Origin of the sequence: Chitinophaga sp. YR573 (assembly GCF_900110995.1) — a bacterium.
Lineage (GTDB): Bacteria > Bacteroidota > Bacteroidia > Chitinophagales > Chitinophagaceae > Chitinophaga.
On record NZ_FOJF01000002.1, the window covers coordinates 637,186 to 658,242 of the forward strand.

The window sequence follows — 21,057 nt, forward strand, 5'->3', positions numbered from 1 at the left end:
TGCTGTTGTCTTAAACGGGGAGCAAATTAAAAATAATTCTCAAAAGTAATTGCAAAAAAAATGTGAAAGTTATTTTTTCTCCTGCCAGATGCCCTATTTGAATTTCGTAATATTGTTTTGAAAAAACCTTCTATAAGATGAAAAAGTATTTCTCCTATATATTCGTACTCTTCTTTCTTGATGCTTTTAATGCTCTTAATGCTCTTAATGCGAATGCACAGCTTAAAACCTTTAGTGGAAAAAATATAACACCTGCTCAACTGGACTTCTTTGTTCAAAAGCAAATGGATTCACTGGGTATGCCGGGCATATCCATCGCTTTTATTAATAATAATAAGATCGTTTACCACCGGACATTTGGCGTATCAGATGTTAATACAAAACGGCCAGTAGACGATGCCTCTATTTTTGAAGCTGCTTCTATGTCTAAAACTGCTTTTACTTATCTGGTGATGAAGATGGTTGAAAAGGGCGTGATAAGTCTGGATACGCCCTTATATCGTTATATGGTTTACCCGGATATTGCACAGGATAACCGTTATAAGTTAATTACCGCAAGGATGGCACTTTCTCATCAGTCGGGTTTTCCTAACTGGCGGTATTTTGAAAAACCTGATACTTCTCTGCATATCAAATATGGTGACTTGTGGCTTAAATTCATTCCCGGGACGGCGTTCGCTTATTCCGGAGAAGGGTATCATTATTTAGCCCAGGTGATTGCTTATCTGAACCATCGGGATTTGAAAACGTTAGATGAGCTTTATCAGGAGGAGGTATCGCAACCCCTTGGTTTAAAGCATTTTTATTTTTCAGGCAATGACTATATCAGCAAGCATAAGGCTGGTGGTCATATGAATGGAAAACGCAATGGCAGGCCCTGGCCGGTCGCTTTCCCTACTCAGGATTCTACATGGTTTGGGGCTGCAGGTGGCCTGCATACAGAAGCGATGGATTATGCCCGTTTCCTGATTGCGCTAATGTCACATAAAGGCATTAGCGAGGCCAGCCTGGAGGAGATGCTTAAAGAGCAGGTGTTAATGCCAAAAGATGGTGAAATGTATAAGGAAGTGGGTTATATTGCCTGGGGGCTGGGTCTTGCTATAAAGCCTACGGTTTATGGGACCATTTATGCGCATGGGGGGAATAATGGTGGTTTCCAGTCTGGGTTTGAGTATCTCAAAGTAAAAAAGACGGGTTTTGTGTTTTTTACTAATTGTGATAAGGGGCGTTTCTTTAATAGTAATTTGTCTGCTTTTTTGATGAAGTGATTTACTGGAATATTGTTCCAGGTTTTATAATGCGGATATTTCTTTTTTGCAAATAATGGATTGATTCTTGTAAACAGCCACACCCTGTTTCGTCTCATCTTTGTTTCATCAGATTAAAACATATAAAATCAAGAAAACATCTAAAAAGAGCAACATGAAAATTCTCAGTGGAATACTAATTTTATTGACCGCCTTTTTAAGTTTTAAACACGGGTGGGATGGATTGCATCTGGATGCATATCCAGAACAGGCTAAAATGATGGAGGGGCTGGGCATTGGCAAAACAAGTGCGGTTGTTTTTAGCATCCTCACAATTGCCGTCGGTATAATGATCTTTTTCCCGCGAACCTTCTTCCTTGCAAATCTGATTAATGCCGTTTCTATATTGGTCATCATGGCATTATCGCTAAGAGCAGGAAATATTAAAACAGCTCTGATAGAGATCCCGTTTCTATTAATTCCACTGGTGCTGATTTTCCTGGGGCATCCGTTCCGCAAATAACCAGGATTGAGTAATGGCAGCAACTATGTGGTTGGAAGTTCTATCTCATACTCGTGTTTTTCAATCTCTTTTTTCATTTCGGCTATCAATTGTTGTTCAGTAGGTAGGTATAACTTATACTCACTTGCTATTATAGTTTTATTATTTTCCGGTAGGGAAATTTTTACTACAGCATTATTTTTCTCTGCACAAAGTAGTATTCCGATAGTTGGATTTTCAAAATCCTTTTTTTCGTAACGATCGTAATAATTCACATACATCTGTAATTGCCCTATATCCTGATGTGTAAGCTTCGTCGTTTTTATTTCTACGATAACAAAACATCGTAAAAGGCGGTTGTAAAAGACCAGGTCAATAAAGAATTCATCACCTTCAATGTGTAATCGTTTCTGTCTTGCTATAAAGGCAAAGCCATTGCCGAGCTCCAATAAGAAATCATGTAAATGGGTGATAATGGCCTGTTCCATGTCTTTCTCGTAATAGGATGCTTCGCGGTGTAATCCTAAGAATTCCAGGTAAATTGGATCTTTGATAATCTCTTTAGCATCGGACATATGTTTTTCATTCCGGGCTATTGCTAAAACACTTTCCTTTTCATTGCTGATAAGCAGTCGTTCCCATAGGTTGCTATGAATTTGGCGCTCTAACTGACGGGTTGTCCAAGTATTTTTTATGGCTTCCGCAATGTAAAACTCTCTTTTATCTTGATTTTCAATGCGTATGAGCATCTTGTAATGTGTCCATCCCAATTGCGAACGCACTGCGTTCGCAATTGGGAATGTCCGGTAAAACTGTCGGATTAACTCTACTTGTCTTTTAGAAAAGCCACTTCCGTATTCAGGTTCTAACTGTTCCGCTATGAATTTAGTAAGATAATTACCATAATCTGCCCGGTCCTTTCCTTCCTGTTCTTCTTCAAAAATGCGTTTACCAATATGCCAATACATTATTGTACGCTGATGATCAACCAGCCGGATAGCCCTGTCTTTCGCTTTGTCAATAATATCTTTAATATCTGCTATTACAGATTGAGTGAGAATCATGTGGTATATATTTTGAGGTATATAAAACTACAAAAAAAGATAGAAAATAACGATCATGGCTGAACATTATTTTCTATCTTTTTTAGTCTATTACATATTGATTCTCTAATCTTTATTTTGATTATCAAAACTTCGCCTGCAAAGTCAGATAAAAACTCCTGGCATCCGAAGGGACAATTCCCGGTCCTGGATAACTATCAGCTCTTCTTGTAAAGTATTTCACATCAGAGAGGTTATTAATAGAACCAAGCACAGTGAAATGTTTATTCAGATGATATTCCGCAGAGAGGTCCATCACACCATAAGCAGGCACTAATCCATCAATAGCGTTATCTGTAAAGGTAGCATTGGTGGCATCAGTATACTGTTTGCCGGTATAAGAATACTGATAACTACCTACCCATTTTTTATAACGTACGGCCACTCCCGTTTTAAACACTACATCTGGTACAAACTCAACACGACGGTTATGAATAGTAGCATCTTTACTGTGGATATATTTAGCGTTAATTAAAGAGAAGTTGGAGAATAACGTTACACTGGTAGCTGTTTCATTACCCTTTATCAACTTCCAGATATCCGCTTCTACATAAGACTCCAGACCAATATGTCTGGATTGTGCCACATTTGTTCTGAGGTTGTAAGTAAGGATACGTGCGGTATCAACAGATAAAATACTGCCGATTTTATTATCGTAATTGATAAGGAATACGCTTACATCAAAATTGAAGATACCTATGTTTTTACGGATGCCTATATCCGCAGAATATCCCTTCTCATCCTGCAGATTACTATCTACACGAAGATTCGGGTTTAAAGTACGAAGGTCGTTAAAGTTAATCGCTTTATAATTCCTGGAGAAGTTAGCATATAACTGTAAGAAGGAAACGGGATTATATGTTATACCGATCCCGCCCAATATAAAACTGCGGCTGTTGCGCTTATTATCTGTAATCTTCTGTGCAAAGATGGGATTACCTGCTCCATCAAATACTACATTGGTATAGTTACCGTCTGCTCTGGTAGTAATGCTTTCAAAACGTACACCGGGAATGATATTCAACTTAGGCGTAACCCGGAAAATATTCTCTGCAAAGATAGCCGTATTATGATTAGGGAATACATACCTGGAATAACGTAAAGAATCAGAAGCCCTGGTAGGGGTGAAAGTAAAATCATGACCGGAGCCATCGTTCCCATATCCCTGCTCGCGTTCTGTGTGACCGCTATAATAACGGAATCCTAAGAGAGCTGTTCCTGTTTTATATTGATATAATAACCGGGTTTCATTGCCCCAGTTGTGATAATGATCGATATACAGGTTTCTGTCGGACCCATCATCCGCGCGATTAATGAATGTAAGCAGACCAAGCGCATCCCTGCTGGCCATCAAACCAAAGAACCGTGTATTCAATGTTAGCTTATTACTGATGTGGTAATCTACAGCAACCGCTCCCAGGTTCCAGTTCACCTTGAACCAGTTGCGGGCTCTTACAGATTGCCTTGGATCAGCCTTAAAATCAGCATCTGTGAGGCCGCCTGGCTGATGTTCCAGGTAGCTCATGTAAGTGTACTGTAAGGTCACAGACAAGCGCTCATTGAGCTTGTATATCGCAGATGCATAGGCCGTATTAGAGTTAAACTCCGAGTTCGGCCGCCAGCCATCTCCGGATTTATGCTGGAAGAAACCGTAGTAGTTTAATTTGTTGATGGTACCACCAACACTGGTGGAAGTATTAAAGAAATTCCAGGAACCTGTTGTTAAACGTGTATTAACTGCTACTTTCTGACTATCAGCCCCACGTTCCATTTTAAAGTTGATCATCCCGCCAAACTGTGTCCCATATTGTAAGGAAGCAGCCCCACGTACTATTTCAATCCGCTCTACGGCTTCGGCAGGAGGTGTGTAATAACTCTCAGGATAACCCAGTGCATCTGCACTGATATCATATCCATTTTGCCGGGTATTAAAATTGGAAACACGGTTAGGGTTCAATCCTCTGCCGCCAATAGCCAGCTGTATACCAGCACCGTCGTTTTCCCAGATGTTTAGTCCGGCTACTTTTGAGTATATCTGACGACTGTTATTCGTTGCCTTATTCCCTACGAGGTTTTTCATGACGATCACCTCTGTTTTCTTTCCGGCATAGATAGCAGTTCCTTCCACATCTTTTAACCGGGTAAAGCCGGAACGCAGTTGTTCTGCCGATTTAACAATAACAGTGTCCAGGCGTTTTTTAGAAAGCGTATCCTGTGCATGAGCCGTAAAAATGAAGCTACAAAACGCAATTACAACTGCAAAAATTCTCATCATTTATTATTATAAGGAATGATCCATTTTTTATGAGCAAACCATGATGCTTTTTCATTGGCAAGATTCACGGTGCTATCGATATATAAGCGGCTCCCGCTGTTGTTCAGACTCACATAACTCTCCACTGTCACGATGGGATTTTTGATATTCTGATATTGTTGTTTGAGGATATGTGCGTATTGCATCATCATATCAGGCTGTGTCTCCATCATCCTTTCCTGGTAGCGGGTGAGGAAAGCAGTATTATCTACCTGGAATTTCCTTCCGCTGACAGGGTCTTTTACATAAAAGAAAGTAGTACCACTTTTCTCCATTAACATTACCCGCCAGGAGAAACGATATCCTTCTTCTGTCCAGAGTAAAGTACCCGGATATAAGAGATAACGGAAAGGAAATAATAGTTGAATGAGGAAGTGTATCCCCAATACTATCTTCAATATCGGGGGATTATAATTCAGCTGTATGTTTTTCTCTTTTTTAGGTAAAGGGATGTCGAAGAAGATAAGTGTAGCACTCATCATCAGATAAGGGAACATACCGATCTGGAAGATAACGGCGGTGAGTATATGAAAGATGATCACTAGTACGTATGCTATTCGCTGTGTGCGTTTGTATAATAATAGAAATATAATAGACAGATCAAATAATGCACCGGCCCAGCTGAAAGCATAAGCTACCCATTCGTATTTAAGGAAAGGGATGGCTGTTGCCGGTAGCCATATTCTCAGTGGCATGGCATGCAGTAGCCAGTCGGATGTTAACTTGGACAATCCTGCACAGCAGTAAACAATCCCCAATTGGTATTTGAATATTAATATCGTCCATGCAGGTACCTGTGTTGCTTTTAAAGATGGCTTTCTTAGTACATCAATAGAGCAGTAGCGGTGTGCAGGCACCAGCATCAGTAAAAAGGTAAAGATGGTGACGAGATAATAATGATTGAGGTAATAGGTTTTATCTAATAGTTCTGTATAACAGAAACATAAGAAAAACACAACGGATGCTACCCTGTAAAAAAGACCGATACAGATAAACAGTGCTGCAAGAGCCATTAGTATATAAAGGCTATACATACCCGTTTCTCCAAGAGGATGTATCCCTTCAAGGAAAGGAAAATGGAAGGATGGCTTCACGTAAAAATCATGAACCCATCCTTTCATAATAAAACGAACGGTGCTGATGAACAGCACCGCTCCAAAAGCTATACGTAATACAGCCAATGGCATTATACTCCGGTACTTAGTCTCCATCATCATCCTGGAAAGAGATTTTAATCCCTATTGCTGAACTCATATCTGATTTCAATAGTACCGTTAATTTACGTACTTCTGTGAATGCAGCTGTAATATCTGTAGAATTATTTTCAATACCTGTAGATAATGGCGTTGGTAAAGCCTGGAATTTAGTCAGTACGGCATTCATCTGACTAACAAGTGCATCATTCAGTGAACCACCATTATACTGTGCTTTGGAAGCAATCACTTTTTTATCTATTCCGTGCAGGTAGATGTTCTTTATTGCCTGTATCTGTGCTACCAGCAGCTGATCAGATAACCCACTGTAATATGCTTCTACTTTTGTTGGCGCCTTTGGTAATACGGTAGGGCCATATTGGCCAATCGGGATACCTATTTTGTAGTTCTGTAAGTTTACGTCAAAGTCCTGCACATATGAATTTCCCAGCAGAGATAATGAACTGCCGGAATTAACGCCGGTAGCGGCTTTGAAAGTAGTGAGGTAGGTGTTGGTCCAGGCAGTTACTACCGTTGCTGATTTTGCTTTTAAAGAAGCGGATAATGCTGCCAGGTAAGATTTCGCACCTGTTACGCTGAAGCGTGCCAGTGTCATATCAGTACCATATGCAAACAGCAGGTAGTCCATAGCCGGAAAACCTTGTGCAGCGTAGTTTCCTAATCCGTCAATGGAATAGGCAGTTCCGTTGATATTGTTTTTTATAATATTAGTATCTGTAGGAAATGCGTTGGTGAAATGGGTGGTCAGGAATGCATCAGCTGCCGGTCCGAATTCAAATTCACTACAAGCAGCCCATGATTTATAGGCAGCTGTAAATGCAGTTTGTACTGTTACTAAAGTAGTAGTGGAAGGAGCTGCATTGAATGCTGTAACAGCGGCATCCAGCGTTACTGCATCGGCAGATAATTGTTTGTAAGAAGGCAGAATAACATCTGTACCCAGACTAATCAGCACAGAATCGGATCCTGTTGCAGGATTGGCTGTATCACCACTATCCGACTTACCACAGGAGAAAAGAGTAACCAACACACATAGTGTTAATAATGATTTCATGTTCAACTTGTTTAATTGCCAAAGCTGATACCGGGAAGGTATCAGCTTTATAATAGTAAAATCTTTATGTTTACAGATTTGCTTTTACGCTATCCCATCCGTAAAGAGTGCTGATCTTGTTAAGGATCGCATCAATACCAGCAGGAGTGATATTGTAAAAGTTAGTACCGTACAGGTCTAATACAGCCTGGTAGTCGGCATCACTGATCTTTTTATGTGCATTGTATTTTAAGGCAGTCCAGAAACCTAATGATTCAGACAGGTTACCACATACAGCGGCAGCGCCGTTAGGCAGATTTCCTTTTGCTTCATTCAGTTCATGGAGTGCGGCAGCGGCTTCCATCTTTTCAAAGAAAGGGATGATGATAGCGGCCTGTGCCTGGGCGGTAGCGATATCATTGTTAGCTAATGCAGCTCTTCCTTTGAGGAAAGCACCCATTAAAGTAGGGTTAGCATTGATGCCGGTCATACTAACGACTGGTTTAGCGATACCTGAATCAATCTGACTGGTATAAGATCCCCAGTATTTTACCCCTGTTCTGTTAGCTGGGAAATTAGAAGGAACACCCCACATGTAGAATGCCTGATCCCATGCGTGTTGTTTAGCGGTAATGCTGATATTGCTGTTCAGGGAATCGCCGAGGTAAGCGTCGGTGATCTGGTGGCCTATCAATACGCCCATGATGGTTTTAGTGAAATACTGTCTCCAGTAGATCCCATTGGCAGACAACAATGTTTTACGATCGCTCACACCTGCTACGCCGTTGGCGGCAGTATTGCCGGTTGCACTGGCAGCGGCGATGCTATCCATTACGTTTTCTATTAATAACTGTGCAGTGCTGATGGTGTTGCTTTTCAGTTGTATACCGGAAGTGTTCAGGTTGAGGGTGTTACCACTAAAAGCAGTATCGGTAAAGAAGCTACCCTGGTTGGCAAACATGCTTTTCAGTTTAGCACTGCTTACTATATTTCCTTTTGTATTGCCCAGGTTCATTGCTATTTCTATCTGTGCAATCATGGACAGACTTGCTTTAGCGGACAGAGAATCTACATTGGTAAAAGTGTAGGTGGTCGGAACGTTGTAAGTTGGGGTGGTAGTATCGTCACTCTTACATCCTACAGTAAACATAATAGCAGCAGAGATCACCGCTACAGAATAGTTAAACGCTTTGATAGTCATACAGTAATTTAGTTAAACGGGCTGCAAGATAGGATAGGGGAGTAGTTATTCATTTACGCAATACGGAAAACTATTTGCGCAAAGCGGAAAATAGGTGAATCTGGTTCTTTTCCTGTTCGTTCGGGTTGGGTTACCATCCAGATATGGTATTTAATTGTTTAACTGGACTATACCCTGATAGGTTTATTTCTAACGGGTTCGTGATAGGATTTATCTGTTAACATCGGATTAACTATTGGTTCGTTTTAAATGTTCTATAGTGATTATTGCTGAGGAGAATATAGTGTCCCTAACGCTCTATATGATAAAAGTGCAGGACTGGCAAATTCGATACGTGATTTATTGGTTAAACTGATAAATCTGTCCAGGGAATGGAATTATTTTTTTATGAAATATTCAATTGATTATCAATTAATTGGCAGGGGTTGTGCAACCCCTGCAATCCAAATGAATTGATTATTTCATTTTATTTGCATTTAACCAAAATTTATGTCCAGAGAGTGGCCAATAGCCTCTCTATCTCTTTAGAGCAGATCTTTTTCGTAAAATACTGCGGATGCGTGAATTATTAAACCTCAAAAATGTAAATCAAATGACCATTAATTTCATTAAACATTTTAACGTCGTTATGTCTGATTTCCAGGACAGACAAGCATTGTATGCTACTCTCATCAGTTTGTACGTGGCTTTATTTTGTGATATCATTACCCCTGCAATTATCCGTATAGCATCGTGGGGGAAAGAAATAGAGCCCGGTGTGGACCGGTTCATTTTTGAGCCGGAGCATAGCACTTATAGCACCAAAAAAGAGCGGGGTACCCAGCCCGAAACTGAGCATCGACCCGGGTCAAAAATGGGCCCTTCTTATAAACAATATATAAACAATGTTAAACAAGAGAGAGTAAACGGGCTCACGCTCAAAAAAAAAGATATAAAAATTCTTTCTCAGGAAGAGGTGGAAGGGTATTTCCATACCTACGGCCTGCCGCAGACTGAAGCCCGCAAATTTTTCTTCTATTACCAGGCCAGAGGCTGGATCGTTAAGGGAAGTCCTATTCAGGATTGGGAATCCGCCGCGCGAAAATGGATGCTGAATACAGGATTCCTCCCCAACGAGGCTTCTACACCGGGAAAATTACACGTCAATCAAAACAAACGTTATGACATCCCGCTATGATTACGACTACTTCTTTCAGCACATTACGGAAGATGGTAAAAATATCTATGGGCCCGGATTTGAAATCCTATCGGGTTTTTGTCAAAAAAGAGTTCAGTCGTTTTTGACTGAACCCTTTTTAACATTAAGCAACTATTGCTTCCTCCTCCGTTTCATTTGCCGGCAGATCTTTAGCGGTTACGTGGATCTTAGAACCAGCAGGAGCGTTATTCAACGATGTTGCTGTATAGTTCCAATCCATCCCGTTACCGGTCAGCACGGCATTCCCCTGTTCTACAAGTACACCGGCTGCGGTGGTGATGCTCACCTGTACTGTTACGACCTTAAAATCGTCTACAGCACGGATGGTGATGATATCACCTGGCTGGCCGTGGTAGGCAGTCGTGTTGATGCTTTTAATCTCAGGAGCTTTGAAGGCATCCGCGAGCGCTACGTTATACGCACTTTGGTTGTTTTTCGCGGCCGCTGCATAGGTGGCTTTGGTAACAGGATTCTGGATAACCGCCAGCGCATATTTGCTGGCTATTTTAAACCTATCCTGGATGTCCAGTTGTGGGTCTGTGGCGGGGACACTGCTGGGGCCTCTTTTCTTGCCAACAATAGTATCTCCTTTTTTCTGAGTGAGGGTCATTTGTCTGCCCACGGTACCGGACAGACCGGTCATGAAGATGTTATTTTTTGTCTTTGCCATTTTAGTAGGTTTTAATGATTAATAATTTACTGAGTGATACAAGAGGCGCCTCTCTCTTGTATCGGGCGCAGCCTCAGTATGGCAATATTAATCCTTCGGTTTTTCACTTAGACAGCAAACCGTATGACCGCACTAAAATGTGTAGATGACCACACTGGAAAGACTATTTCATCTTAATATTTTTAAGCGACTGAATAAGTTTTCTTTGTATTTTTTTGCGATGGGGATTTCTTTGTTATCAAGATAAATAGTGTCAGCATCTATATCGCTGATACGGTTCAATGGTACGATATAAGCCCGATGTACACGGCAGAAAAGATCTTGTGGTAGATCAGCTTCTATCTGGGTAAGTGTGGCGCTTACGAGATAGCTGGTATTGGTAGTAGTGACTTTAGAGTAGTTACCATCAGCTTCTATCAACAGTATATCTTTACTGTTGATCCGGGTTAATAATTTGTACCTGACCTGGATGAAAATGTCTTCGTACATGGGGTAAATTTAATGTGTAACAAGCTAGTTATAAGGTACGATAAAACTCATCCTACGTTCATCCTACGTTCCAGACGTAGGATGAACGTAGGAGCACTGAATCTCTACCCTTGTTCCATATAATCTTTGATGGCGGTATGATAAACACTTTTTCCTTCGGCGGCTTTATAAGCTGCTTTTTTAACGGGATCATTCACAATGTCCGTTGCAAATTTAACTGCGTCAGCAAATCTCCTCTTCTCTTTCAATTGCGATTCCGAAGGAATAATATTGCTCATATCAGGATACTTGCTAACGTACGTATTCTCTCCATAAGTTCTAAAAACGATTTGTTTTAAGGCAGCTCCGCTAAAGCCTTTAAAGCCTGCCCAGAGGGGATTCTTGGTCTTTGCCATGGTTATTGGGATTATACCCAAATTTACTGAATTATTTACTTTTTTCGTAGATTTATAGTAGATGTTTGAGACCCCGATTCCCGTGTAATAACCATTGATTTTTCACTACCTGACCCCGTATTTTTATGAATGTAGATTTCTTCCTTAACACAAACAAAGGTCTGGTTAAAGTTAACAGTAGCGAGATTCATTGTATTGAATCATGCGGTAAATGTGCTAAAGTGGTTACAGCAAGAGGAGATTTTAATGTTACTAATTCGCTTTCACAACTTGAAAGAGAAGTGCTCCCCGAAGTTATGTTTTGTCGTATTCATCGTTCTTTCATTGTTCCTCTGTGTAATATCAGGCCTTTAGACAATGACGAGGTGATAATTTATGAGAGGAAATTTCCTGTTGAAAAGCCTTACAGGGCTAAATTATTGTCGAGTTTAAATATCATTTGGTAGTAAACATAAAAGGATAGCAGCCGCTATCCTTTTATAACTTAAATTCCCTTTCTTACTTTAACTCTGTGCCGTCGGACGAACAATAATCTCACTTACATCAACATTGGCTGGCTGCTCTATCGCATATGCAATAGCGTTAGCAATAGCTTCCGGTGGAATTCCTATCTTTCCCATTGCTTCTGATATCTGCGCCTTCATCTCTTTATTTGTCATAGATTCTATAAACTCCGTATTAATCATCCCCGGAGAAATGATCGTCACTCTTAATTTATCACCAGCTTCCTGGCGCAATCCCTCAGATATAAATCTTACCGCGGACTTTGTAGCTGCATAGACTGCCATCGTTGGAACGATTTTATATGCTGCGGTAGAAGCGATATTTACGAAATGTCCGAAGCCTTGTTTTCTAAAGACAGGCAGCGCTGCTGCTATACCATACAACACACCTTTCACATTGATATCGATCATATCTTCCCAATCTTCTACTCTCAGTTCATCCATCATTGAAATAGGCCCAACACCGGCGTTGTTAATGAGAACGTCCAGCTTGCCGTATTTCTCAATAGCCAGCGCTACCATATTTGACAAATCATTCTGCTGCTTTACATCTGTCTTTATATACACAGCCTCTCCACCTGCTGCTACGATTTTATCTACAAGAGCTTGAAGCCGTTCCGGCCTACGAGCACCCAATACTACCTTTGCACCACGAGTAGCAAGTAATAACGCTGTTGCTTCACCTATACCACTACTTGCCCCAGTAATGGCTACTACTTTGTTTTCTATCATATAATTTGATTTTGATGGTACAAAGGTAGGATAGGGCGTTGCTGGTGTGTTAACGGTATTCAAACAGGAAATTAAGAAATTCAAACAATTAAAAAGGGCATTGTAAGAACAACACCCTTAATCATAGAAGTAAAACAACAATTATTTTATAGTAACAATATTTCCTTTCAGTGTATAATCTATTTCTTCTGTAGACTTCAACCTTTCCAAGAATTCATTTACAGGTTGATTTCTATCTATCACCCCATAAAACATTTTCTTTCTAACAGCTGGGTCTAATACAACAGTAACCCCATACCAACGAGGAAGTATCTTTGCTACATCTTCCATCGTCGCAAGATCAAAAACATAAATTCCTTTCATCCAGCTCAACACCTGTTCCTGTTTAAAGTCTGATACAGCCAGAGTTCCGGTCTGAATATTTACCTGTTTGCCTGGGGATAACGTAACACTATCTTGTCCGGCTACTAATCTTACCTTCCCTGTTATGAGGGAAACATTCTCTTTACCATCAAAAGTATTCACATTAAAGCTCGTTCCCAGCACTTTCACTTCACTGCTGGGGAGATGTACTATAAAAGGTTGTTTTATGTCGGGAGCGACCTCTATATAAGCTTCTCCATCTACCCAGATCTCTCTTGACTTACCTGAAAATTGAAAAGGGAACCTCACTTTGGATACAGAGTTCACCATCATGGTAGTTCCATCAGATAACACAAGATTATAAAACTTACCTGCTGGTACGGAAAGAGATCCTATTCCTCCTGTACCGCCATTAAATTTCAATGTCTTATTTACATTATGTAAAGAAAGGTTGCCCGATTGAATCGCTGTATCAGTGCGTTCCAGATTCACGACTTCTCCATTGTCCATGCTTAATAAGATCTGGTTAGTAGCTATGGTCTCTTTTTTATGCTTATTTAAAAGAACGAATGCTCCTATCAATGCCATAGCCATTACAGCAACACCAAATCCTTTCCTATATCTTGATTTTTTAGAATGACCTAATTGATCAAGAATTAATTGTGAATTGACATTTTCATCCAGTTGTAGCATTGCGGCTGCCGCTTCTGGTTTATTCAGAACATCATGCATTTCCTGATAAAGTCTTCGTGCGTCACTATCTGTTGCTAAGATGTGACTCAGTAATACTTTTTCATCGGGCGTGATGTCGTTATCCATTTCAGATACTATGAGGGCTTGTATCAGCTCAGGTGTATATTTCATACCTATTAACTTTAATAAAGACGAACAATACTTGATTTCATAACAGAGAAGAGAGAGAATTCTTCATAAGATCACGAATGACCTTCATGGCTCTGTTCACGTAAGTGCGGGAAACCGGGACTGAAGTACCTAATAGCTGAGCTGCTTCTTTATAGTTGAGGCCCTGGAGATGGACCATCGTAAATGCCTCTTTATAGATATCGGATTTTACGCTTTTAAGCGCTGTCTGTATGTTGTTAAGGAATTCTTTATGTTCCTGTTGTGTATTAGCGGGCGCGGCCTCTGTATGGTTGTGATTGAACTCTACTGCATACTTATGGTGTAATCCTTTTGTTCTTATCATGTCCAGGCATTTGTTCCTGGCGGCAACGGAGATATAGCTTTTAAGAGAAGAGTTTATATTTAGGTTGCTCCTATTCTTCCATAGTACCGAAAATACATCCTGCACAACATCTTCTGCTTCCTGCTGATTCTGCAGCATGAAATAGGCTACACGAAAGGCTTTCATTCGATGCCTGATGTAGATAACAGAAAAGGCGTATTCCTTTCCTTCTCTAAGTTCAAATAATAATTCTTCATCCAAAGGCTGGTCCATATAATGACAATCTTGATTTTACGAGGCAACGATGGATGGAAGATCTGGTCTAAATTTAGATTCTTTTTTTGATAAGTCAAACCCTATGTGGAAAGATTTTTATATACCTGATTTGTTAACTAGGTATTAACCATATAGATATGGTTCGGCCCCAATTCCTCTCTGGTGTTAACATTTAGACATGCTTTTCATTCTTTTTAAAAAAAGTTCTCCTTTTGAGTTATGTTTTTGTTATCTGTTCGTCATTGGTGGGAAGGACAGCTTATATCCGTATCATTCAACCAACCAATCACAGCACTTATGTCTAAGTCTACAGGCAACTCGTCGTTCCGGCTATGGAGCGGTATTTTATTCTTATTCGTGTGTACTGCGGCTTCTTTATATGCTCAAGGAAAGCCACTTACAGAAAAACTTGTATCCCTTAACGTTAAAAATGAAACGCTTAAATCTATTTTTGAGAAAATCACTCAACAGACTTCCCTCTACTTCACTGGCTCAGCAGACCAGCTTGATCGTAATTTTAGGACTTCTATAACGGTAACGAATGAACCGCTTAATTCTGTACTGGATAAATTATTGAAAGGGAAAGGTGTGAGTTGGTTGATAGGAGAGAAGACGATTACGATTGTGAGAGGGGGCTCAGCTAATTTATCAACCTCATACTTTTCAACAAATATTGATACTGTTCCAAGTACTATCACTATTAGTGGAAAGGTAACTGATGAAAAAGGAAACCCTATTCCAGGAGCTACTGTATTGGTAAAGAACGGTAAAAGGGGAACTACAACTTCTTCGGACGGGAGTTTTATGATTAGTGGTATTAATCCCAATTCTTTTTTAAATATAAGTAATATTGGTTATTTAACAAAAGAAATTCCTATTAAAGGAAGGATATCTATTGCTGAAATAAAACTAAAGGAATATGTTGGGGATTTAGATGAAACAGTTGTAATTGCCTACGGTACAACGACAAAAAGAATGGGGACAGGGAATATAACGAGTATAAAAGCAGAAGAAATTGCAAGGCAACCAGTTAATAATCCATTACTCACCCTAGCAGCGAGTGTTCCTGGATTACAAATTGTTCAAAATACAGGTTTATCCGGTAGTGGTGTAAAAGTTGTTATTCAGGGTATTAATAGTTTAGCTTTTGGAAATGATCCATTCTACGTAATTGATGGAGTTCCTTACATATCACAACTATTACCGAATCTTGGAAATATGTTAGGAACTACTGGTGCACCTAATTCGACAAGCGGTAACGGTATAAATAATGGTAATCCTCTTGCCTTCTTAAATCCAAACGATATTGAATCAATTGAGGTTTTGAAAGATGCGGATGCTACATCAATTTATGGGAGCCGCGCAGCAAATGGCGCTATTTTGATAACTACAAAAAAAGGAAAAGCAGGAAAAACAAAAATTGATTTGAATGTTCAAAGTGGATTTAGCGAAATAGGGCGCCAACTAGACCTGTTAAATACGCATCAATATATTGAAATGCGAAAAGAAGCTTTAAGAAATGACGGAATTACTACTCCTTCTAAATCCGATTATGATATAAACGGGCTTTGGGATACAACTAGCTATACAAATTGGCAAAAAGAACTTATTGGAGGAAAAGCTAAATACCAAAATGTGCAGCTATCTATAATTGGCGGTACAGACTTCACACAGTTCCTAATCGGCGGAGGATTTCACAAAGAAACAACAGTTTTTTCAGGTCCGTTTGATGATCAAAAAGGATCAGTACATTTTAATATAAATCATACAACGGAAAATCAAAAAATAAAAGTCCAGCTTTCAGGTAATTATATGTTTGATAATAATAAGTTACCACAAATTGATCTAACAGGAATAGCGATGCAAACATCACCAGATGCTCCAAAACTTTATACTTCTAATGAAACACTAAACTGGATGCCAAATTCAACCGGTACATCTTCATGGACCAATCCGTTAGCGAGACTATATAATCATTATTCTAATAAAACGAATAATTTAATAAGTAATCTTTTAGTATCTTATCAAATAATAAAAGGTTTTGAAATAAAAAGCAGTTTTGGCTATACTAATTTGCAAACAAGTGAAATTATTACGAACCCATTAATTTCAATAAAGCCAGAAAGTCGTCCCTATTCGTCCAGAGCATCTAACTATGGAAACTCTTCTATTAATTCATGGATAATAGAACCACAAATTACTTATCAGAAAAAAATAAGTAAGAATAATATAGAGGTTCTTTTAGGTACAACATTTCAGCAAAACAATAATAGCCGACAACAATTATTGGGAATTGGCTATAATAGTGATCTAGTTCTAAATGATATTAAATCAGCCTCGGATCTATCTGTAGAATATACATTAGCCTCAACGTATAAATACAATGCTTTATTTGGACGTATTAGATATGAATTCGATCGTAAATATATAGTAAGCCTAACGGCGAGAAGGGACGGTAGTTCCAGATTTGGTTCCAAAAACACATTTCATAACTTTAACTCAATTGCAGGAGCGTGGATCTTTTCCGATGAAGAATTCGTAAGAAGAAATGTTCCTTTTTTAAGTTTTGGAAAATTAAGAATAAGCTACGGAACCACAGGAAGTGATCAAATTGGAGATTATCAATTTATGAACTTATATAATGTCACACTATCTGATGGTGTAACATATCAGGGTGCTACAGGATTAGAAGCACAAGGGATTCCTAATCCTTACATTCAATGGGAAGAGACAAAAAAGATTCAAGTAGGTTTAGATTTAGGATTTTTAAGAGATAAATTATTATTTAATGCTAATTTTTTTAGGAATAGATCTTCAAATCAACTTTTGCAATACACATTACCTTATACTACTGGATTTAACGGCATCGCTTTGAACTTCCCAGCCGTAATTGAAAACAAAGGTTTTGAAATATCATTAACCAGTAAAAATATTAAATCCTCAAACTTCAATTGGACAACAAATTTTAATATTACAATTCCTCAAAACAAATTAATAAGATTTAAAAATTTAGAGAAGTCATCTTCGTATAACAATCTTATAATTAATGAACCGGTAACAATTTCAAGATACTTTCATTTTGCGGGTGTAGATCCCAACACAGGAAAATATCAATTCTTTGACAAAGAAAATAATTCAACAACAACACCTAATTCCTCAACCGACAAAAATGTGTTAATAGATCTCGCTCCTAAATATTATGGGGGATTAAACAATAGCCTAAGTTATAGAGGAATACAATTAGATATTCTATTACAATTTGTTAAACAATTGGGCTCAACGGTATTCTTCGGGAATATTATACCAGGTAAATTTAATGTCAATCAACCACTGTCTATTATTAACCGTTGGCAAAAAAATAACGACGCAAAAAGCATACAAAAATATAGTACAAAAAACGATCTATTGACCCCTTATTTTAATGCAAAACAAAGCGATAGATCATATTCAGATGCTTCGTACATCCGATTAAAAAACATTGCTTTATCTTGGCAACTCCCAAACAAATGGAAGCAGAGATTGAGCATGGATAACTGCAGAGTTTATATTCAGTGTCAAAACTTATTGACGGTAACTAATTACTTAGGACTTGATCCGGAAACAAGAAATTCAAATGTACTTCCTCCCTTAAGAACGATCACATTTGGTATTCAAGTCACACTTTAAAAAAAAACTATAGCTATGAATATTTATTATAAAAATAACAGAATAAATTCATGCCTGATTTTTGTAATACTTATAGTCATTGTGGTATCAGGAAATTCCTGTAGAAAATTTATAGAAATTGACTCTCCTGCCACCAGTATTACAGGAGAAAATGTTTTTACAAATGATGAGACTGCAGCGGCGATAATGACGGGTATATACACCAATATAAGTTTTAAGTCATTCAGTGGGGCAGGTGGTGGACCAACGCTGTCTTTTTATTTAGGGTTAAGTGCAGATGAATTTGTCTTAAGCAATGATGCAAGCGGAAATATTGATTATCAACAGTACTATTCTAATACATTAAATAGCCAATCAAATCCTTCTTTTTGGCCAAGTTTATATAATACTATTTTCATAACTAATTCTGTCATTGAAGGGTTAAATAATACTACCTCTATTAATGAAAAATTAAAAACACAATTACAAGGGGAAGCTAAATTTGTAAGAGCTTTCTGTTATTTCTATTTAGTAAATCTCTATGGAGATGTTCCAATTGCGACAAGTATTGATTACAAATTGAACTCAGTATTACCTCGTTCAAGTAGGTTGGAGGTATATAATAGAGTTATTGAAGATCTAAAAGATGCTCAAACATTATTGAACGAATTTTATACTGAATCTGATGGGATCACTTCACATTCTACAACAGACAGATTAAGACCTACCAAGGGTGCAGCGACAGCTATGTTGGCAAGAACATATTTATATATGCATGATTATAAGAATGCGGAAGATCAAGCGACTCAAATAATCAATGATTTGCAATATGATTTTTCCGGAATTGGATTGAATTCAGTATTTCTGACCAATAGTCGGGAAGCTATCTGGCAATTACAATCAGTACAAATAGGTTGGAATACTAAAGATGCAAGATTATTTGTATTACCCAATACTGGACCAAATGCAGATCATCCAGTTTATCTGAGTGGTAAATTTCTAAATAATTTTGAAGTAAATGACCAAAGGAAAATCAATTGGATAGATAGCGTATCAGTTGATAACGTTACTTATTATTACCCTTTTAAGTATAAAAATGCAACGCTGGATGCTCCAATAACTGAATATGAAATGGTACTTAGATTAGGAGAACAATATTTGATTAGAGCAGAAGCAAGAGGACAGCAGAATAATATAAATGGATCTCAATCAGACATTAATATAATACGTTCAAGAGCAGGGTTGCCTAATACATCTGCAGATAATAAAGTATCCTTATTGACTGTTATATTACATGAACGGCAAGTAGAATTATTCACTGAATGGGGGCATCGTTGGTTAGATTTAAATCGCACAAATTCTACAGATACGATAATGAACGAAATTACTCCAACTAAAGGAGGAATATGGAATTCCAATTGGTCTCTATATCCGATACCTTTATCAGAGATACAAGCCAATCCAAGCTTAGCGAATAAACAAAATAAAGGGTATAACTAATTAAAATTCGAGATAATTATGATAAAGAAAATGATCATGCTAATCTTATTGGCTAAGATTACAGTTATAACTAATGCTCAAGGTATCAAATTCGAAAATAATCTTACTTGGAATGAATTAAAAGAAAGAGCTAGATTAGAGAATAAATATATTTTCATAGACTGCTTTACTACTTGGTGCAGCCCCTGTAAGTTAATGGACAATGAAGTATACACCTCAAGAATAGTAGGGGCATATATGGATGATAAGTTTTTATCTATAAAGGTTCAAATGGATTCAACTGATCTCGATAATGAACAAACGAAAATTCGGCATAAAGAAGCATCAGACATTCAATCAATATATCAAGTAGAGTCCTTTCCCACATTTTTGTTTTTTAATGTAGAAGGAGAATTCGTACATCGATTTTCAGGTGCAATAAGAGATAGTGATTTCTTAAAGGTCGCTGCAAACTCTTTAATTCCAGAGAGGCAGTATGCGACTTTAATAAATAATTACAAATTCGGGAAAAAGGAATACAATAATATGACCTATCTAATAAATTTAGTAGAAAACACAGGGAATAAAGAATTAGCAAAAGAGATTTTTAATGATTATAAAGAAAACTATCTTAATAAGATAAATGAGCAGGAAGTTTTTACAAAAAAAAACCTGAATGTTATATCTAAATATGAAATAAAAATAAGCACATCGGATAATATTTTTAAATTGTTACGTGAAAAAGCAAATAATGCAGATGAAATAATGGGATATAATATCTCTGAAAGAATTATCAATGCAATAATTACACGAGAGGAAATAAATTCTATTCTATGGCCTGATGGGATTCCCATAACGAATGAACCTGATTGGAAAAGGATAAAAGGAAATATTGAAAAAAAATATGGTGTGACAACTTCAGATAAGACTATTCTAGAAGCGCAACTTAGATGGTATGATGAAAAAAATGATTGGGCCTTGATTGCTAAATACAATATTGATAAAATTGAAAAATTTGGAATTGATACTGCAGGCCTTGCAAAATACCACACTAATAATATGATTTGGCGTATTTTCTTTGAAAAAGAACAAAAAACTGCCATCATTTATAAAGGTATAAAGTATATGGAAACCATTGTAAATGCCAATCCTGAAAATCCAGTTATGATAGATACTTATGCAAATTTGCTTTATAAAGTTGGATTAGCAGAGAAAGCTGTCAATTGGGAGAAAAAAGCGGCTAAATGCGAGCAAAAAATCGCCTCAGCGGAAAAACGGTCTTCAAATAAAGTGTATGAATCAACGTTAATAAAAATGAAAAAGAATATACCGACTTGGCCAAGTAAATAAGATAATAGAGGATAACCTATCTAGATAATGTGTAACAAGAATTGCTAAGCCAAGAGCAATAAGATTGTCAGAATGTATTTACAATTTACGATAGAAGACCTGACCTCTTTGCTACTCATTATCAGTGGTAAGAAGAGAAAGCTTAATATAGGAAGCG

Annotated in this window: 18 protein-coding genes; 7 read left to right on the top strand and 11 right to left on the bottom strand. The window is 38.0% G+C overall.

All coding sequences use genetic code 11. From position 1 onward, the window contains the following. Positions 1-137: 137 nt before the first annotated feature. Both BMW86_RS22520 and BMW86_RS22525 read left to right on the top strand, forming a co-directional pair. Positions 138-1,268 (top strand): serine hydrolase domain-containing protein, encoded by a 1,131-nt coding sequence (locus tag BMW86_RS22520; protein WP_089784197.1) that lies wholly within the window; start codon positions 138-140, stop codon positions 1,266-1,268. A 154-nt stretch (positions 1,269-1,422) separates the two neighbouring features. Beyond that, the gene (locus BMW86_RS22525; protein WP_089785752.1) at positions 1,423-1,770 is read left to right on the top strand and encodes a hypothetical protein; all 348 of its coding nucleotides are present in this window, start codon (positions 1,423-1,425) and stop codon (positions 1,768-1,770) included. 23 nt (positions 1,771-1,793) lie between these two features. Here BMW86_RS22525 and BMW86_RS22530 read toward each other — a convergent pair whose 3' ends face one another. From BMW86_RS22530 to BMW86_RS22550, 5 genes are all read right to left on the bottom strand, one after another. Further along, complete coding sequence (locus BMW86_RS22530; RefSeq protein WP_089784198.1) at positions 1,794-2,813, bottom strand: PDDEXK nuclease domain-containing protein; 1,020 nt, start codon at positions 2,811-2,813, stop codon at positions 1,794-1,796. 124 nt (positions 2,814-2,937) lie between these two features. Next, positions 2,938-5,127, bottom strand: coding sequence for a TonB-dependent receptor family protein (locus BMW86_RS22535; RefSeq protein WP_089784199.1), 2,190 nt, complete (start codon positions 5,125-5,127; stop codon positions 2,938-2,940). Next, on the bottom strand, positions 5,124-6,383 hold the full coding sequence (locus BMW86_RS22540) for an HTTM domain-containing protein (protein ID WP_089784200.1): 1,260 nt from the start codon (positions 6,381-6,383) through the stop codon (positions 5,124-5,126). Before BMW86_RS22540 ends, BMW86_RS22535 begins: the two co-directional genes overlap by 4 nt. Then, a complete protein-coding gene (locus tag BMW86_RS22545) occupies positions 6,367-7,434 on the bottom strand; it encodes an imelysin family protein (protein WP_089784201.1) in 1,068 nt (355 codons plus the stop codon). Before BMW86_RS22545 ends, BMW86_RS22540 begins: the two co-directional genes overlap by 17 nt. Positions 7,435-7,504: 70 nt before the next feature. Further along, positions 7,505-8,614 (bottom strand): DUF4856 domain-containing protein, encoded by a 1,110-nt coding sequence (locus tag BMW86_RS22550; RefSeq protein ID WP_089784202.1) that lies wholly within the window; start codon positions 8,612-8,614, stop codon positions 7,505-7,507. Positions 8,615-9,170: 556 nt separating this feature from the next. Here BMW86_RS22550 and BMW86_RS22555 point away from each other — a divergent pair. Further along, positions 9,171-9,791, top strand: a complete 621-nt coding sequence (locus tag BMW86_RS22555; RefSeq protein ID WP_089784203.1) for a hypothetical protein — start codon at positions 9,171-9,173, stop codon at positions 9,789-9,791. Between the two features lie 124 nt (positions 9,792-9,915). Here the strand turns inward: BMW86_RS22555 and BMW86_RS22560 are convergent, their stop codons facing one another. The 3 genes from BMW86_RS22560 to BMW86_RS22570 form a co-directional block, all read right to left on the bottom strand. After that, entirely contained in the window at positions 9,916-10,482 is a 567-nt protein-coding gene (locus tag BMW86_RS22560; RefSeq protein ID WP_089784204.1) for a hypothetical protein, read from the bottom strand. Positions 10,483-10,650: 168 nt separating this feature from the next. Next, a complete protein-coding gene (locus BMW86_RS22565; RefSeq protein ID WP_089784205.1) occupies positions 10,651-10,971 on the bottom strand; it encodes a LytR/AlgR family response regulator transcription factor in 321 nt (106 codons plus the stop codon). Between the two features lie 104 nt (positions 10,972-11,075). Beyond that, a complete protein-coding gene (locus tag BMW86_RS22570; protein WP_089784206.1) occupies positions 11,076-11,366 on the bottom strand; it encodes a hypothetical protein in 291 nt (96 codons plus the stop codon). Positions 11,367-11,491: 125 nt separating this feature from the next. Here BMW86_RS22570 and BMW86_RS33370 point away from each other — a divergent pair, with 125 nt between their 5' ends. Further along, complete coding sequence (locus BMW86_RS33370) at positions 11,492-11,812, top strand: LytR/AlgR family response regulator transcription factor (RefSeq protein ID WP_089784207.1); 321 nt, start codon at positions 11,492-11,494, stop codon at positions 11,810-11,812. A gap of 57 nt (positions 11,813-11,869) precedes the next feature. Here the strand turns inward: BMW86_RS33370 and BMW86_RS22580 are convergent, their stop codons facing one another. The 3 genes from BMW86_RS22580 to BMW86_RS22590 form a co-directional block, all read right to left on the bottom strand. Next, a complete protein-coding gene (locus BMW86_RS22580; RefSeq protein WP_089784208.1) occupies positions 11,870-12,601 on the bottom strand; it encodes an SDR family oxidoreductase in 732 nt (243 codons plus the stop codon). A gap of 141 nt (positions 12,602-12,742) precedes the next feature. Further along, on the bottom strand, positions 12,743-13,828 hold the full coding sequence (locus BMW86_RS22585; protein ID WP_089784209.1) for a FecR family protein: 1,086 nt from the start codon (positions 13,826-13,828) through the stop codon (positions 12,743-12,745). 37 nt (positions 13,829-13,865) lie between these two features. Next, positions 13,866-14,423 (bottom strand): RNA polymerase sigma factor, encoded by a 558-nt coding sequence (locus tag BMW86_RS22590; protein WP_089784210.1) that lies wholly within the window; start codon positions 14,421-14,423, stop codon positions 13,866-13,868. A gap of 300 nt (positions 14,424-14,723) precedes the next feature. Between BMW86_RS22590 and BMW86_RS22595 the strand changes: the two genes are divergently transcribed. From BMW86_RS22595 to BMW86_RS22605, 3 genes are read left to right on the top strand one after another with little or no spacing between them, the layout of a single operon-like run. After that, the gene (locus BMW86_RS22595) at positions 14,724-18,092 is read left to right on the top strand and encodes a SusC/RagA family TonB-linked outer membrane protein (RefSeq protein WP_177189361.1); all 3,369 of its coding nucleotides are present in this window, start codon (positions 14,724-14,726) and stop codon (positions 18,090-18,092) included. 15 nt (positions 18,093-18,107) lie between these two features. Continuing rightward, positions 18,108-19,571, top strand: coding sequence for a RagB/SusD family nutrient uptake outer membrane protein (locus BMW86_RS22600; protein WP_089784212.1), 1,464 nt, complete (start codon positions 18,108-18,110; stop codon positions 19,569-19,571). Between the two features lie 18 nt (positions 19,572-19,589). Then, positions 19,590-20,900 carry a thioredoxin family protein gene (locus BMW86_RS22605; RefSeq protein WP_089784213.1) on the top strand — a complete coding sequence of 437 codons (1,311 nt, stop codon included), beginning with the start codon at positions 19,590-19,592 and terminating at the stop codon, positions 20,898-20,900. Positions 20,901-21,057: the final 157 nt, after the last annotated feature.

What these genes read in the sequence shown, in the direction of transcription:
- BMW86_RS22520 (WP_089784197.1), top strand. Translation starts at nt 138, where the DNA reads ATGAAAAAGTATTTCTCCTATATATTCGTACTCTTCTTTCTTGATGCT.
- BMW86_RS22525 (WP_089785752.1), top strand. Translation starts at nt 1,423, where the DNA reads ATGAAAATTCTCAGTGGAATACTAATTTTATTGACCGCCTTTTTAAGT.
- BMW86_RS22530 (WP_089784198.1), bottom strand. Translation starts at nt 2,813, where the DNA reads ATGATTCTCACTCAATCTGTAATAGCAGATATTAAAGATATTATTGAC.
- BMW86_RS22535 (WP_089784199.1), bottom strand. Translation starts at nt 5,127, where the DNA reads ATGATGAGAATTTTTGCAGTTGTAATTGCGTTTTGTAGCTTCATTTTT.
- BMW86_RS22540 (WP_089784200.1), bottom strand. Translation starts at nt 6,383, where the DNA reads ATGATGATGGAGACTAAGTACCGGAGTATAATGCCATTGGCTGTATTA.
- BMW86_RS22545 (WP_089784201.1), bottom strand. Translation starts at nt 7,434, where the DNA reads ATGAAATCATTATTAACACTATGTGTGTTGGTTACTCTTTTCTCCTGT.
- BMW86_RS22550 (WP_089784202.1), bottom strand. Translation starts at nt 8,614, where the DNA reads ATGACTATCAAAGCGTTTAACTATTCTGTAGCGGTGATCTCTGCTGCT.
- BMW86_RS22555 (WP_089784203.1), top strand. Translation starts at nt 9,171, where the DNA reads ATGCGTGAATTATTAAACCTCAAAAATGTAAATCAAATGACCATTAAT.
- BMW86_RS22560 (WP_089784204.1), bottom strand. Translation starts at nt 10,482, where the DNA reads ATGGCAAAGACAAAAAATAACATCTTCATGACCGGTCTGTCCGGTACC.
- BMW86_RS22565 (WP_089784205.1), bottom strand. Translation starts at nt 10,971, where the DNA reads ATGTACGAAGACATTTTCATCCAGGTCAGGTACAAATTATTAACCCGG.
- BMW86_RS22570 (WP_089784206.1), bottom strand. Translation starts at nt 11,366, where the DNA reads ATGGCAAAGACCAAGAATCCCCTCTGGGCAGGCTTTAAAGGCTTTAGC.
- BMW86_RS33370 (WP_089784207.1), top strand. Translation starts at nt 11,492, where the DNA reads ATGAATGTAGATTTCTTCCTTAACACAAACAAAGGTCTGGTTAAAGTT.
- BMW86_RS22580 (WP_089784208.1), bottom strand. Translation starts at nt 12,601, where the DNA reads ATGATAGAAAACAAAGTAGTAGCCATTACTGGGGCAAGTAGTGGTATA.
- BMW86_RS22585 (WP_089784209.1), bottom strand. Translation starts at nt 13,828, where the DNA reads ATGAAATATACACCTGAGCTGATACAAGCCCTCATAGTATCTGAAATG.
- BMW86_RS22590 (WP_089784210.1), bottom strand. Translation starts at nt 14,423, where the DNA reads ATGGACCAGCCTTTGGATGAAGAATTATTATTTGAACTTAGAGAAGGA.
- BMW86_RS22595 (WP_177189361.1), top strand. Translation starts at nt 14,724, where the DNA reads ATGTCTAAGTCTACAGGCAACTCGTCGTTCCGGCTATGGAGCGGTATT.
- BMW86_RS22600 (WP_089784212.1), top strand. Translation starts at nt 18,108, where the DNA reads ATGAATATTTATTATAAAAATAACAGAATAAATTCATGCCTGATTTTT.
- BMW86_RS22605 (WP_089784213.1), top strand. Translation starts at nt 19,590, where the DNA reads ATGATAAAGAAAATGATCATGCTAATCTTATTGGCTAAGATTACAGTT.